This window comes from Halolamina sp. (genome assembly GCF_036626355.1).
Taxonomy (GTDB): Archaea; Halobacteriota; Halobacteria; order Halobacteriales; family Haloferacaceae; genus Halolamina.
Window position 1 is genome coordinate 1 of record NZ_JAZKRY010000074.1, and the last position, 14,274, is coordinate 14,274.

15 protein-coding genes are annotated in these 14,274 nt (G+C 66.4%); 5 read left to right on the top strand and 10 right to left on the bottom strand.

The genetic code is table 11. The features are described 5' to 3' along the window. Window positions 1-291 precede the first annotated feature (291 nt). The 7 genes from truA to V5A38_RS11570 form a co-directional block, all read right to left on the bottom strand. Window positions 292-1,107, bottom strand: coding sequence for a tRNA pseudouridine(38-40) synthase TruA (gene truA, locus V5A38_RS11540; protein ID WP_332325914.1), 816 nt, complete (start codon window positions 1,105-1,107; stop codon window positions 292-294). After that, window positions 1,108-1,533: a universal stress protein gene (locus V5A38_RS11545; RefSeq protein WP_332325915.1), complete on the bottom strand. Its 426-nt coding sequence runs from the start codon at window positions 1,531-1,533 to the stop codon at window positions 1,108-1,110. It lies immediately after the preceding gene. Between the two features lie 196 nt (window positions 1,534-1,729). Further along, the gene (gene hisS / locus V5A38_RS11550) at window positions 1,730-3,040 is read right to left on the bottom strand and encodes a histidine--tRNA ligase (protein WP_332325916.1); all 1,311 of its coding nucleotides are present in this window, start codon (window positions 3,038-3,040) and stop codon (window positions 1,730-1,732) included. A 43-nt stretch (window positions 3,041-3,083) separates the two neighbouring features. Further along, on the bottom strand, window positions 3,084-3,674 hold the full coding sequence (locus tag V5A38_RS11555; RefSeq protein ID WP_332325917.1) for an alpha hydrolase: 591 nt from the start codon (window positions 3,672-3,674) through the stop codon (window positions 3,084-3,086). Continuing rightward, window positions 3,674-4,027 carry a DNA-binding protein gene (locus V5A38_RS11560; RefSeq protein ID WP_332325918.1) on the bottom strand — a complete coding sequence of 118 codons (354 nt, stop codon included), beginning with the start codon at window positions 4,025-4,027 and terminating at the stop codon, window positions 3,674-3,676. Before V5A38_RS11560 ends, V5A38_RS11555 begins: the two co-directional genes overlap by 1 nt. 42 nt (window positions 4,028-4,069) lie before the next feature. After that, a complete protein-coding gene (locus V5A38_RS11565) occupies window positions 4,070-4,525 on the bottom strand; it encodes a 30S ribosomal protein S19e (protein ID WP_332325919.1) in 456 nt (151 codons plus the stop codon). Between the two features lie 73 nt (window positions 4,526-4,598). Then, window positions 4,599-5,627: a lysylphosphatidylglycerol synthase transmembrane domain-containing protein gene (locus tag V5A38_RS11570; protein WP_332325920.1), complete on the bottom strand. Its 1,029-nt coding sequence runs from the start codon at window positions 5,625-5,627 to the stop codon at window positions 4,599-4,601. A gap of 120 nt (window positions 5,628-5,747) precedes the next feature. Here V5A38_RS11570 and thiL point away from each other — a divergent pair, with 120 nt between their 5' ends. After that, complete coding sequence (gene thiL / locus V5A38_RS11575) at window positions 5,748-6,629, top strand: thiamine-phosphate kinase (protein WP_332325921.1); 882 nt, start codon at window positions 5,748-5,750, stop codon at window positions 6,627-6,629. Window positions 6,630-6,654: 25 nt separating this feature from the next. Here the strand turns inward: thiL and V5A38_RS11580 are convergent, their stop codons facing one another. The 3 genes from V5A38_RS11580 to V5A38_RS11590 form a co-directional block, all read right to left on the bottom strand. Beyond that, window positions 6,655-7,827, bottom strand: a complete 1,173-nt coding sequence (locus V5A38_RS11580; RefSeq protein WP_332325922.1) for a site-2 protease family protein — start codon at window positions 7,825-7,827, stop codon at window positions 6,655-6,657. A gap of 146 nt (window positions 7,828-7,973) precedes the next feature. Beyond that, a complete protein-coding gene (locus tag V5A38_RS11585; protein WP_332325923.1) occupies window positions 7,974-8,243 on the bottom strand; it encodes a hypothetical protein in 270 nt (89 codons plus the stop codon). Between the two features lie 265 nt (window positions 8,244-8,508). Then, complete coding sequence (locus V5A38_RS11590; protein ID WP_332325924.1) at window positions 8,509-9,282, bottom strand: molybdopterin synthase; 774 nt, start codon at window positions 9,280-9,282, stop codon at window positions 8,509-8,511. Window positions 9,283-9,371: 89 nt separating this feature from the next. Between V5A38_RS11590 and pyrH the strand changes: the two genes are divergently transcribed. From pyrH to V5A38_RS11610, 4 genes are all read left to right on the top strand, one after another. Further along, window positions 9,372-10,091 carry a UMP kinase gene (gene pyrH / locus V5A38_RS11595; RefSeq protein ID WP_332325925.1) on the top strand — a complete coding sequence of 240 codons (720 nt, stop codon included), beginning with the start codon at window positions 9,372-9,374 and terminating at the stop codon, window positions 10,089-10,091. Next, window positions 10,088-11,830: a lysine--tRNA ligase gene (gene lysS / locus V5A38_RS11600; protein ID WP_332325926.1), complete on the top strand. Its 1,743-nt coding sequence runs from the start codon at window positions 10,088-10,090 to the stop codon at window positions 11,828-11,830. Before pyrH ends, lysS begins: the two co-directional genes overlap by 4 nt. Before the next feature lie 91 nt (window positions 11,831-11,921). Continuing rightward, window positions 11,922-12,359, top strand: coding sequence for a hypothetical protein (locus tag V5A38_RS11605; protein WP_332325927.1), 438 nt, complete (start codon window positions 11,922-11,924; stop codon window positions 12,357-12,359). 20 nt (window positions 12,360-12,379) lie between these two features. After that, the gene (locus V5A38_RS11610; RefSeq protein ID WP_332325928.1) at window positions 12,380-14,191 is read left to right on the top strand and encodes a site-2 protease family protein; all 1,812 of its coding nucleotides are present in this window, start codon (window positions 12,380-12,382) and stop codon (window positions 14,189-14,191) included. Window positions 14,192-14,274: the final 83 nt, after the last annotated feature.

Here is a 14,274-nt window from a genome sequence, read left to right on the forward strand (position 1 = left end):
CTCGGTCAGAATATCGCTCCGCGGACTGCCGGTGACGGCCTCGCGGGCAGCCTCCTTGCCGACCAGCCAGAGCCCCTACGTGCCGAGGGAGACGCGGGACAGCAGCGTCAGGACGACGACGGCCAGCGCGAGCAGTCAGCCGATGAGGACGATGCGGTAGGGTACCGCCCAGACAACCTGCCCGACGGCGATGATAACGGGTCCGAGGCCCACCCGGACCGTAGCGTCCCAGTAGACCTGCTTACGAATCACGCCTCGGGCAACCAGCCAACGCCAAAGCGTGTTGGGTCCTCAGTCCTCAGTCCTGAGGCCCGAAAGCACCGTCTCAGCCACCCGAACCCGCTCCAGCCCGTCGACACGGTGGGCCTCGAACACCTCGTGAGCGCTCCCAGCGGCCTGCTCGTCGGTTTCGAACGCCACACCCGGATAAGCTACGTCGGCCAGCACCAGCGGCTCTGGGGGCATTCGTGGCACGCCACGGCCCCCCTGGAGGGGTTCCTGGCCGAGCACCTCCGCAGCGCGCGCTTCCGGCGGCTCCCCGTCAACGGCAACCTGTGAGAGCACGCCGACGAACCGTCGGACGAACCCGCGAGGGAACCCGCCGGCGGCGACCTCGACGGCGAGGAACTCCCCCTCTCGCTCGATACTCGCACTGACGTCCCGGACCGTGCGGTGCTCGTCGCTGGTGAGGTTGTGGAAGTCGTGTTCGCCCGAGAGCGCCTCGGCCGCCGTCGCGGCTGCGTCGTCGTCAGCATCTGGCGCGTGGAGATGGTAGACGTACGTCCGACGGGTCGCGTCCCGTGTCGGGTGGAACGCCTCGCCCACGTCGGCGGCGGCCCACGCCCGGACTGAACCAGGGAGCTCAGCGTTGACTGCTGCGGGTGTGCACCATTCTGGTGCCTCGAAGGCAATGGTCTGGGCGACGGCGGAGACGCCGGCGTCGGTGCGCCCCGCGGCGGCGTAGTTTGGTGGGACCTCGTTGGCGGATTCGACGACGTCGATGGCCGAGAGCCCGGCCAACAGCGTGTTCTCGACAGTTGGGACATCGGGCTGACGCTGATAGCCGTAGAACGGCCGACCGTCGTAGGCCAGCCTGTACGCACGCATCTACGAAAGCGGGACCGAAAGCACCGGAACCTCGGCGCTCCGGACGACCTTCTCGGTGACACTGCCCAGCAGCGCGTGGTCCAACCCTTCCCGGCCGTGGGTCGCTATCACGAGTATGTCCGCGTGGTCCCCCGCGTACTCCGTGATGACATCGTGTGGTATGCCGCGGCCAACGTGTGTTTCGACGTCGACGTCGCGGGACCGTGCGCGTTCGGCGGCCTCATCGACAGCCTTCTCGGCGCCTTCTTCTAGCGCCTCGTGGACCCGGTTGATCTTGGGAGTAATGGGGTCGAAAACGATGGGGTCGACCACACTCAACAGATGCAGCGTCGCGTCGTACTGTTCGGCGAGCGAGACCGCCCGCTCGACGGCGGGGTTCTCCTCGACTTCGCCTCTCGCCACCGGCAACAGCACGTCGTCGTACATGGGCGCGGATTGGTCGCCATCCCGGAAAACGATGCTGGCCGTTAGCGTCTCGACCACATCGGCGCCCCGAAGTTGAAATAGGAAACCGGGACCACACAGCGTATCGTCTGACCGACGGCGTGTCGCGGCCGAGACGGGAGCGTGGCGCACCCGACACGCGCTGACTTGCGTCGCCTGTTCGCCAGGGCCCGGGCAGCTATGCGACGTCCTCGTAGCGTGGCTGCTCGCGCTCGCCGGGGAACTCGTCGACGGGGACGGTGGTCTGGTCACCGCTTTTCATCTCCTTGACGGTCACCTCGTCGTTCGCCAGGTCCTGTTCGCCGACGATCACGACCGTCTCGGCGTTCACCGAGTCGGCGTACCCCATCTGGCTCCCGAAGCTCCGACCGGAAACGTCCGTCTCGACGACGTTCCCGCCCGCGCGCAGCTCCCGGGCGATTCGGGCGGCCACGTCGCGGGTGTCCCCCACCGTGAGCACGTAGTAATCGGTCGAGATCGCCTCCTCGGGGAGGACGCCGGCTTCTTCGAGCAGCAGCGGCAGCGTCGAGTTCATCACGCCCGGCGCGACGCCGACGGCGGGAGTGGGCTGCCCGCCGAACGACTCGATAAGGTCGTCGTAGCGGCCGCCGCCGAAAATTGATCGCGAGACGCGGTCCTCGGTGTCGAAGCACTCGAAAACGACACCGGTGTAGTAGTCGAGGCCGCGGGCGGTCCGGAGCGAGACGCGGCAGTGTTTTCGCACGCCGAAGTCCTCAGCAGCTGCGAGTACGGCCTGGAGATTCTCGACGGCGTCGGTGAGGCCGGGTCGGTCGGTCGCCTGGAGCACCGCGTCGAGATTCTCGTTCCCCGCATCGAGGAGGTCGTCGAACGCCTCAGCGTCCCCGACGGAGAGGCCGGCGTCGTTCAGGAGGCCGAGATACTCGGAGTGGTCGACTTTCTCACTCTTGTCGACCGCGCGGATGGCGGCGGCGATATCGACGGTCTCGTCGAACGAGCGCAGGAGCTCGCCGAGGATATCCCGGTGGGAGACTCGGAACTCGAACTCCGAGGCGGGGAGCCCCAGCTCAGTCAGCATATCCCCCGCGAACGCCAGGATCTCGGCGTCGGCCTCCGGCTCCGCCGAGCCGAAGATATCCACGTTCGTCTGGTAGAACTCCCGGAACCGGCCCTGCTGGACCTGTTCGTAGCGCCAGAACGGCCTGGTGGACATCCATTTGATGGGTTTCGACAGCGCTTGCTGTTTGGCGACGACCATCCGTGCGACGGTCGGCGTCAGTTCGGGCGTGAGCGCGACCTCCCGACCACCCTTGTCGGTGAAGCTGTAGAGCTCGTCGACGATCTCCTCGCCGGATTTGTCGACGTACATCCCCACGTCCTCCATCGCCGGTGTGGCGATCTCCCGGAAGCCGTAGCGTCGGGCGACGTGCTCCACCGTGTCGATGACCTCCCGGCGCGCGGCCATCTCGTCGGGATAGAAATCCTTGAACCCCTTGAGGCGGTCGTACATGGCCCCAGGTTCCGACTGCCGGCGCTTGAATCCTGCTGTTCGGCTAGGCTCGCCCACGAACGATGGTCTGGTCGTGGGCAGGGAACACCGAGTTGACCACCTCCGTCCCGTGCTCGGCGCGGATGAGAGCCCGCAGCTCCCCCTCGTAGTCGGCTCGCGGAATCTCCCCGCTCGGGCCCGTCTCGACGACGAGTTCGCGTTCGGCCAGCCTGTCGACGGCGCTCCGGCCGAACCCCGATAGCGGCGCGAGATAGTCGACCTCGTGTCGGTCCTCCAGGCTCTGGGCGGTCGCCCGCGAGACTGTCGGTACCCGGTCGTCCCGCCGGGTGCCGTCGGCGATGGCGACGACGTCCCGCTCGGCGACGGATTCCAGGGCGTGTTCGTGGACGCGCTGAATCCCGTTCCGGGGGTAGCCGTCGTCGAGCATTAGCCCGACGGCTTTCTCAGCGACCTCGCGGTCCAGTTCGACGGTGTCGAACGGGAACCCGAGCGCGTCGGCAGCCTGCCGCCCGTGTTCGAAATCCGCCGTGAGCCCGAAATGCGCTGTCACGAGCTCTACGTCGTAAAACGCGTCGAGAATCAGCGCCGCGAGCGAGGAGTCCTTCCCACCGCTGTAGAGGAGCGCAAGCTCCATCAGCGACGGCGAATATCGAAGCTCTTCTCCTCAGGTTTCATCTCCCGGAGGATCTGCTTCATCTGCTCCTCGTCGATCCGGTCCTGAACCCGGCCGCTCTGGGCCAGCGCGGTTACCTGTTGTTTCACCTTCTTCGCGAACTCCGGCTTGCTCATCTCGACCGCGTTGAGCCGCTGCCGGGCGTCGTCGGTGAGATGCTGTTTGAGCAGCGCCTCCTGCTGAGCCTTGGCCTGCTCCTGCTGGTGTTTGGCTGCCTCCTGCTGGGCCTCCCCGCCGCCACCCTGCTCCTGCAGCTCTTCGAGCCGTTCCTGTCGAAGCTTTTCGAGCCGTTCGTCCTCGGGATCTCCACTCATAGCTACCGGTAGCCGCTCTCGCAGGAAAACGATTTCGGAGGCTTACGCGTACTTCTCGAGCTCGGGCCGGTCGAGCTCTTCCATCGTCTCGCCCGCGACGGAGTCAAGGAAGCTGCGCCCCTCGTCGGTCAGGCGTCGGCCCTCGCCTTTCGCCGTCTCGACCAGGTCTTCTTCTTCCAGCTGCTGGAGGGCGGTTCGGATGATGTTTCGGGAGCCACCTGCGTGTTCGTTGCCGGAAACCCGATATCGGGTGGAGCCTTTCTTCGAGCCGCCGTACTCTGTTGCGAGACGCTCGACGCCGACCGGGCCACGGATCGCGACCTTCCGGAGCAGACTCGCTGCCCGGACGTACCAGAAGTCCTCCTGCTGGGGCGGGAGCTCACGGTCGACACTGCTTTTCGTGAACTCCACCCAGTCGGGCTCTTCGATGCGATCTTCCAGGTCCGCGGCGACGGCCTCGATGAGGTCCTCCGCCGGGACGTCGTAGAGGGTTGCCATAGCGCAGATTTCTCCCTTAGGCCGTTTAAACCCATCGTATCGGGCTCTGAACCGTGTGCAGCGGTTACACGGATTAGCCGCGAGCCCCCGCACCGACCGTCCCCATCACGATGCCGCCGAGCACGACCGGCACCCAGTAGACTGCGCCGCGATAGATGACGACCGCTGCGAGAGCCGCCGACTCGGTGACGCCGGGCAGGGGCGCCGCCACGAGTAGGAAGACGAGCACCGACTCGATGCCGCCCGCACCGCCCGGAAGCGGCGTCACGCCGGCGATGGCGCCCATCGGGACGGCGAACATGATGATCGAGAGCTTCACCGGCACGCCGATCGCCTCGAACGCGAGCCAGAGCCCTGCCATCTGGAGGAGCCAGCCCAGCGCCGAGTAGCCGAGCGCGAGTGCCAGTCCCCGCGGGTTCGCGGCGACCCGTTCGATGGCCTCGAAGAAGTGGTCCACGCGGCGTTTGACCGCTTCCCGGGACGGCGCCGAGACACCGGGGACGTGGCGCCCGAGCAAATCGCCGACGCGGCCAAACAGGCCGATAGCGGACTCCTCGACACGGTTCCGGTTCCGCCAGAGCAGGATGGCGCCGATGGCGACGGTGGCGGCGAGGACGACCACAGCCCCAGTTGCCAGCCGGAGGTCCTGGCTGAACGTCACCTCGGTGGCGAAGTAGCCGGCGCCGATGAGTGCGAGGCTGATCGAGGGGACGAAGTTGAGCGTGTCGACGCTCGCGATTGCCGCCAGCCCCGTGCCGTACTCGGTATCGGTCGTCTGGGAGATGAGCAGCGCCGTCACCGGTTCGCCGCCCGCCTGCCCGAATGGGGTGATGTTGTTGTTGAACATCGCGCCCGAAAACACGAGAAACGTCCGAACCGTCGAGGTCTGTTCGCCCAGCACCCCCAGCACGGTTCGGAGCGCGAGGCCCCACGCGAACAGCCAGCCGAGTGTGACGAGGATGACCAGCCCGACCGTGCTCCTGTCGGCCCGGGAGAGCTGCTCGACGAGATCACCGACGCCGACGAGATAGAGCAACAACGCAAGCACCGCGATGGCGCCGCCGAAGCCGACGAGCGTCGTCTTCAGCTGGTCGGTGTCCATGGCCGGAGGGACTCCCGGCACGCGTTTGAAGGCTCCGATGGCGGTCAATCCTCGGGACGCCGACTCCCCACGAGAACGCGGACGGGCGGCATTTATGCCCTCGGCGCCGACAGCGACGCCATGGACGAGCGAAGCGCGCTTCGGTCGCTCGCGGCGACGCTCCCGGCGGCTGGCGACGACGCTGCGATCATCGACGGGCTGGCGATCACCACGGATATGCTCCACGACCGGGCTGATTTCCCGGCAGGAACCACTCGCTACACCGCTGGCTGGCGGGCGGTCGGCGCCTCGCTCTCCGATCTGGGCGCGATGGGCGCCGCGGCGACCTGTGCCGTTGCCGTCTACGCCGCCCCCGAGTTCAACCAGACCGAGATCGATGCGTTCGTGCGAGGCGCTCGCGAGGTGTGTGACCGTGTCGGCGGTGAGTACGTCGGCGGCGATCTCGACGAGCACGTGGAGTTCACCACCGCCACAACCGCCGTTGGCCGTGCAGAGTCACCGGTCTACCGGGATGGCGCCTCGGCCGGCGAGGCGGTCTGTGTCACCGGCGAATTGGGACGGACGGCGGCCGCACTCCGACGGTTCGAGGCCGGTGACGCCGATACGGGGAACGAACTGTTCCAGTTCGTGCCCCGGGTCGCGGCTGGCCGCGCGCTCACGGACCTCGCGACCGCGATGATCGACTCGAGCGATGGGCTCGCACGGTCCCTCCACCAGCTCGCAGCGGCGAGTGACTGCGGCTTCGCCATCGAGTGGGACCAGCTCCCCGTCCATCCCGCCGTCGAGGCTGTCGCCCAGGACGAGGCTGACCGCCGGGAGTGTACTGCCCACGTCGGCGAGGATTTCGAACTCGTGTTCACGACGCCGGAGCCGGACGCAGCGCTGGCGGCTGCTCGGGGGGCAGGAACCGACGCAACAGTGATCGGCGAGGTGACTGCAAGCGGGGTGACTGCTGACGGTGAGGCGCTGCCGGACCGCGGCTACACCCACGGCGGGGAGTAAGCGGAGCGAAAAACGGGAGATTGCGTCAGACCGTCGCGATTTCGATGGGCACCAGCAGGAAACAGAGCCCCCCGAGCACGAACGTCAACACGCCCACGAGCAGCCGCTTCCAGCCGATCGGCGTCTCGTCGATCGGATCGGCGGCGCCGCCGAGCGAGATGAACGCCGCGAGCAGGCCCCAGAATGCCCAGAGGCCGACCGAGTCGTTCAGCCCGAGGCCCTCGACGTACCACAGATACGCAGCAAGTGTAAACAGCACGCCCGGCACTATCGCCGCGATGCTCTCCTGTCTCTCGCCGACGATGGCGCGGATGATGTGGCCGCCGTCAAGTTGGCCCACCGGCAGCAGGTTCAGCACGGTGAAGAACATCCCGACCCAGCCGCCCATCACGACCGGGTGCATCACCTTGTTCGAGGCCTCGTAGCTCGACGGCTCACCGAGTGCGCCGGCGATGAGTTCCAGCATCGGCGGATTATGAAAGAGGATGACCTGCCCGCTGCCGCCGAGCACGCGCTGGGGCACCGTCATCGGGTCGAGCGAGACGCCAATCGCGGTGACGACGATGGTTGCGGCGAGTCCCGCGAGCGGCCCCGCAGCGCCGATATCGAACAGGGTCCGGCGGTCGGGGATACGGCTCCGCATCCGAATGATCGCCCCCATGGTGCCGAACGGGACGAAAAACGGGATAACGTAGGGGAGGCTCACGTCGACGCCGTGGTAGCGCCCCATCGTGTAGTGACCCAGTTCGTGGGTCAACAGCACCCCGAGCACCGCGGCGGTGAACGGCCACGCCTCCAGTATCCGGAGCGGGTTCGACATGACCGCCGAGACCGGGATGTAGTACCACGCGGTGGCGCCGACGAACAGTGTCGAGAGGATCGTCGCGAACAGCAGTGCGACGTTCACCACCGGGAACCCGCTGCGCTCGGCGGCGGTTCCAATCGGTCGGGCGACGAGCAGGTCACTGCTCTCCTCGCCGCTGGCGATTCGTAGTTCGTACCCCGCATCGTGGAACGCGGGGACGAGTTCGTCTGCGAGACGGGAGTGAGGGACCAGGGACTCGCCGTAGTAGAAAATCCGGTTCCCTTCATGCCGGACTTGCGTGAGGTGGAACCACGAGTCGAGGGCGTCCGGCTGCGGATGGTCGCCGTCCTTCCGGCCACCCGAAAGCGAGGCTGTCCCGGAGCTATCTGCCATTATCTGGCATTATCGTCGCTCGCGCATAAGGCTGGCTACTGTCGAAAAGCGGGGAGGCCGCGGGATGGAGGGCCACGTCGCGGGGGTCGGCGAAACGATGCGAGTTGTGACGTTGGTGCGTTCGTCGTCGAGTACGGCGTCGACGATTACGCGCTCTCGACGCGCCAGGTCGTCGCACTCGTGTACGACCACTTCTCGACGGAGAGGTCGCCGGCGGAGTCGCTGAGTTTCACCATCAGCGCGCCGATCTCCTTCGGTGAGAGCTCGACCTCGTCGGCGATGAACTTGCTCTTGAAGTACATCTCGCCTTCGTCGATCTTCTCACGGAGGTAGCGGGTGAGCCGCTCCTCTTTCGAGAGATCGTCGTCGCGGCTTGTGTTCGCGCCATCGGTGGAGGGGGTTCGAGTTGCGCTCATTGTTTTCGCCTCACTCCGGGCCACGACCTGGGGGTGGATATAAAGTACAGATTATCGGGGTGAGTTCGCCCTGTTTCAGGCGGTTCTCGCCGGAAAATGGCGTAAAACGAATAGTTTATAACGGGCTAAAATACTATCAGACCTTTCACAACTGCTTCTAAACCGCTCGTTTCGTAATCTGTACGGAACGTCATCGGTACCTGGAAATCACAGTTTCCGGGAGCGACCCGGCGAAACGAACGTTCCCATCACACCCACCGCGGAGTCACGCGCGGTCGTGGACCCAGAACTCCTCGTCGTCAGTTGTCTCCTTCTTGAACAGTGGAACCTCGTCTTTGAGCCGGTCGATACCGTCCTCGACGGTCCGAAACGCCTCTCGCCGGTGGCCGGCGAGCACGACGACGAAGACGATGTCCTCGCCGTCGGCAACGACGCCGGTGCGGTGGTGCAACAGCACCTCGAACACGCCCTCGCGCTCCTCCAACTCGCTCGCGATGGTGCGCATCCGGTCCTCGGCGACGCCCTCGTACTTCTCGAACTTCAGATGGGTTGTTGGGCTATCGTCCTCGGCGTCTTTCCGGCGTACTCGCCCGGTGAACGTGGCGATGGCGCCCGAGCGGTGGGCCAGCGGGGCCTCCGTTGCCTCCGCGACGAGCGCTTCGAGCGTGATGTGCGGGTCCAGCGCATCCACTTCGGCGGCCAGCGCCACCGGGTCGAGTTGGCTCGCGTCGTCGACGCGCCGGAGCACGTCCCCCGGGACGTCCCGGTCCCCCACAACCACGGTCGGGAGCCGGAGTTTGGAGAACCCCGCGACCAGCGCGTAGTCGTACGCCGGTGCCAGCGAGTCGAGCAGTTCGTCGAACGAGCGGTCCGTCCCTGCGGCGGTCCAGTTGCCGTCCGCAGTTAGTTCGAACCGGCCGTCCCCGTCGATATCGAGCGGGTCGGCGCGGTCGACCGTGGCGACCCGACCATCGAGCCGTGTCGCGATGTCGTCGCGAACGGCTGCCGCATCCGTCCCGACGATGGAGAGTGCCTGCATATGATTACCGCGGGGGGCGACCGGCTTAGACCTTTGCTCGTCGGCCCGTGACCACCGTGTTTAAGAGCGCGACACCGGTAGCTCCGGTAATGCGAGTCGTCGTCTCCATCGGCGGTAGCGTTCTCGCGCCGGGGCTCGACCCCGAGCGCGTCGAAGGGTTCGCTGACGCCCTTCACGAGCTCTCGGACGAGGGCTGTGAGCTCGGTGCAGTGGTCGGCGGCGGCAGCGTCGCCCGTCAGTATATCCAGGCTGCCCGCGAGCTCTCAGCCAACGAGTTCCAGCTCGACGAGCTGGGTATCGGTGTCACCCGACTCAACGCCCGGCTCCTCATCGCGGCCATGGGGTACGGCGTCCAGCGGACGCCCGCGACTACCTACGAGGAGGCTGGCGAGGCCGTCCGCCGGGGTGACACCACGGTGATGGGCGGTGTCACGCCGGGACAGACGACCGACGCCGTCGCCGCTGCGCTTGCCGAGTACGTCGACGCCGAACTCCTGGTGTTCGCCACCAGCGCCGATGGCGTCTACACCGCGGACCCCGAAACCGACGACGGTGCCGAACAGCTCTCACAGCTTACTCCGGCCGAACTGGTCGATATCATCGCGCCGATGGACCGCGGCGCGGGCGCCTCCGCCCCCGTCGACCTGCTGGCGGCGAAGCTCATCGAGCGCTCCGGGCTCCGGACAATCGTCCTGGACGGGACGAACCCGGAGGCTGTCGTCGACGCCGTACTCCACGGGGAGCACACCGGTACCGACATCGTCCCCACGGGCGATGCGAACGAACCGACCTACTGGACCCAACGATGAGCAGCGAACAGAACACCGAGGCGAACGACGCGGCCAGTCCCACAACTGGGCCGACTGCTGGAAGCGACGCTGGCGACGATGGTGGCGCTGGCGACCACCACGCCTTCTGGGCCGACGCCGTCGCCGAGGAAGTCGAGGCCCGCGACCCGGACGAACCGGTCGTCATCAAGGGCGGCGTCTCCCCCTCCGGTATCCCGCATCTGGGACATTTCAACGAGATCCTCCGGGGCCACTTCGTGGCCGAGGTGCTCCGCGAGCGCGGCCACGAGGTGCGGCAGGTGTTCACCTCAGACGATCGTGACCCACTCCGGAAGCTCCCGCGCCGGCTGGCCAACGAGGAGTGGGACGTCGTCGAGCTCGGCGACGTGGACGCGGGGGCGCTTGGGAAGAACCTGGGCAAGCCCTACACCGACATCCCCGACCCGTTCGGGGCGTGCCACGACTCCTACGGCGAGCATTTTGCGGACCTGCTCTCGCAGGCGGCCGACATGGTCGACGTGCCCGTCGAGGTGCTCTCGAACACCGAACTCTACACCAGCGGCGAGTTCGAGCCCCAGATCCGGACGATTCTGTCGAACATCGATACGGCTCGGGAGGTGCTCGCGGGGTACCAGGACTCCGTCGACGAGAACTACTCGCCGTTCCGCGTCGTCTGCAGCGAGTGCGGCATCATCACCACCGACGTGACCGTCGAGAATCTCGACGCTGGCACCGTCTCGTACGCCTGCACGGGGATGACAGCGGGCGGGCGGGAGATCGAGGGCTGCGGCCACGAGGACGAGGCGACCCTGCGGGACGGCAAGCTCTCGTGGCGCTTCGAGTGGCCCGCCCAGTGGAGCCTGTTCGGTGTCGATTTCGAGCCGTTCGGCAAGGACCACGCCGAGGGCTCGTGGCCCTCCGGCGAGGATATCTGCCGAACCGTGCTGGGCGAGGAGCCCCCGGTGCCGATGACCTACGAGTGGTTCACGCTCAACGGCGAGCCGCTCTCCTCTTCCGAGGGAAACGTCGTCACCGTGCCGGAGGTCCTCGAACTGCTGGAACCCGACGTTCTCCGGTACTTCTTCGCGCTGGACCCGAACAAGGCGCGGGACTTCGACATCTCTCGGCTGGACCAGTTAGTCGACGACTTCGACCGCTTCGAGCGGGCGTACTACGGCGAGGTCGACGACGAGGAGCTGCGTCGCTTCGCCAACCGAGCGTACCCGTTCGTCGTCGCCGGACACCGTCCGCCCGCAAGCGGGACTGCGTCCCGCCCTGTGGACGAGGAACGTCCCGAGCGCACCCGCCTTCCCTATACGTTCGCGGCCGTGCTCGGGATGGTCGACGACCGGGAACTTCGGCTCCAGATGGCCCGGAACGAGGGCCACATCCCGGAGGACGCGCCCGAGGCGGTCGTCGACGAGGCGCTCGCACGCGTCGAGAAAGCCCGTGCCTGGGCCGAGCGCTGTGACAACGCCTACAACTACCGGCTCCAGACTGATCTCCCCGATGTGGACCTCGGCGACGACGAGCGCACGGCGCTCGATGACCTCGCCGACTTCGTCGAGAAAGGCCACGACGGCGAGGCGATTCAGGGTGAAATCTACGAGACGGCTCGAGAGCACGGCCTCGAAGTCGGGGACCTGTTCGAGGCAGGCTATCGGCTCTTCTTCAACCAGCCGCAGGGGCCGCGACTCGGTGAGTTCATGGGCGAGCTGGATCGCGCGTTCGTGGTGCAACGCCTCCGCCGGGAGAACTAACCGGCGGAATCCAACGCCTCCGCCGGGAGAACTAACCGGTGGCCTGGCGCGGCTCCACAAACTGTTTTGTCACGCTGCAAGAAAATCGACCATGGTCCGGCGGTCCCCGCCAGCGGCTACTCGACGCGGTGTGGCGCTTCTCGCGCTCGCAATCGTCACCGTCGCTATCGCCTATCCACCGCCAGCCACGGGAGTCCTGCCCCTGTTCGGAATTGGGAACCTGTTCCTTCTGCTGGGACTCTCGGTCGGTGCCCTCTTCGCCGCCGCTCTCGGCGGTTTCTTCCTCGCTCGGTCGGTCGCAGAACAGTTTCCGAGCCTCTCGACACCAATCGCCAGGCTGCTCGTCCCTGCGGCTGCGGTGGCACTTGTCGGTGCGTATCTGGTGACAGTCGCCGGCTTCCTTGAGGCCTGTTCGTCGCCCTGGTGGGTTTGGACGGTGGGGCTGTGTTTCATTATCGAGGAGCCGCTGCGCTCGACTGCGTCGACGACGCTGGTGCCCTCGTCGCGGGACCCGAACGCCTTTGCGTAATCGCGTCCTCCGTTTCACCAATGAATACGCTGTTTTGGGTTCTCGCTGGCCTCCTCGCCTACTCGGCGGCCGCCTACTGGGCGGACGCCCAGGGGTATCTCCCCGACTGGGTGAAGGTCCAGGGCCCGTTGACGACGTTCCACACGAAAAGTGGGCGGGTGTTTCTGAACTGGCTCGCCGGCCCCAAGCGGTTCTGGCGGGCGTGGACTAATATCGGTCTCGGGGCGACACTGGTGGTGATGGCCGGAGTGTTCACCCTGCTGCTCCAGCGGGCCATTGCCATCGTTCGGAACCCGCCGGCGCCGTCACCGGTGAACGACCCGCAGAACGTGCTGGTCATCCCCGGCGTCAACGAGTTCCTCCCGCTCTCTGTCGCTCCCGAAATTGTCGTCGGTCTGCTCGTGGGCCTCGTGGTCCACGAGGGTGGTCACGGTCTGCTCTGTCGTGTTGGTGACATCGATATCAAATCGATGGGGCTGGTCTCGCTCGCGATACTCCCAGTCGGGGCGTTCGTCGAACCTGACGAGGAGAGCCAGCGCCGTGCTGATCGGGGCGCCCGCGCCCGGATGTTCGCCGCCGGCGTCACGAACAACTACGCCATCACGTTCGTCGCCTTTGCGCTTCTCGTGGGGCCGGTTGTCGGCTCCATCGCCGTCGCACCGGGCGCGGCCATCGGCGGCGTGGTTCCAGGCTCCGCGGCGGCCGAGGCCGGCATCGAATCCGGTGACCGCATCGAGGGCATCGGCGACCAGGAAATCGCGAACGGCTCCGAACTCGAAGCGTATCTCGCCAACAGCACGCAGGGGGAGATCCAGGTGAGGCTGGGTGAGGGTACTGAAACAACCGTCTCACGCTCGCTACTGGTGACAACGATGGCACCAGACTCGCCGCTGGCTGCCGAGGGTGAGGGAGAGGCGGGGATCGACGTGAACGACACCATTGTCGCGGTCAACGGCACCGAGACCCGGACCGAGAAAGGGTTCCGCGATGCGATCGGTAACCGGTCGGCGGTGACGCTCGAAACCGCTGACGGCCGGACGACGACGGGCCCGATGGGTGTACTCGCCGTCGCTACCGCACCGGAGACGACGCCGGGCAGTAGCGAGGCGAGCGACCACCCCCTCGCCGCTGCCGGCTTCCCGACACAGGGACGGTTCCTCCTGCTGCAAATCGACGGAACGGTGACGCACACGCCCGAGGACGTAACGACGGCTCTCGAGAGGGTGTCAGCTGGTGAGGAGGTCACCATCGTCGCCGTTGTCGACGGCGACCGCCGCACCGAGACGGTGACGCTCACCCAGGATTACCGCGAGGGCGAGTCGGGCGGCTATCTCGGCATCTCCCCGCGAGCAGCCTATAGCGGTATCGAAACGAACAGCCTCGGCGTGAAGCCGTATCCGGCGGACTCGTTCCTCTCGCTGCTGACCGGCGGCGAGGGGTCGCTGCTCTCGCGGGCGCTACTCATCCTCGTCCTGCCGTTTATCGGCATCGTCGGTCTCGGCTTCGAGTTCAACTTCCCCGGCTTCGTTGCCGCCAATCAGAACTTCTACCAGGTGACCGGACCGCTCGAACCGCTCGGCGGCGGGGTGTTCCTGCTCGCGAACGTCCTGTTCTGGACCGGGTGGATTAACCTCAACCTCGCGTTCTTCAACTGTATTCCGGGCTACCCGCTCGACGGTGGGCGAATCCTCAGAGCCGCGACGGAGGCCGTAGTTGTCAGACTCCCGATCGAGGACAAACACACCGTGACGCGGACGGTGACGACCAGCGTCGGGCTGGCGATGCTGATCGCCCTCGTACTGGTGCTGTTCGGACCGCAGCTACTGGGGTAGGGCGTTTCGGACTCCGTTTTGACTCTGTTGAAACTCCATGAGTTCCGCAGTGTCGCCCCTGATAGTGATTACTGCGAATAGGT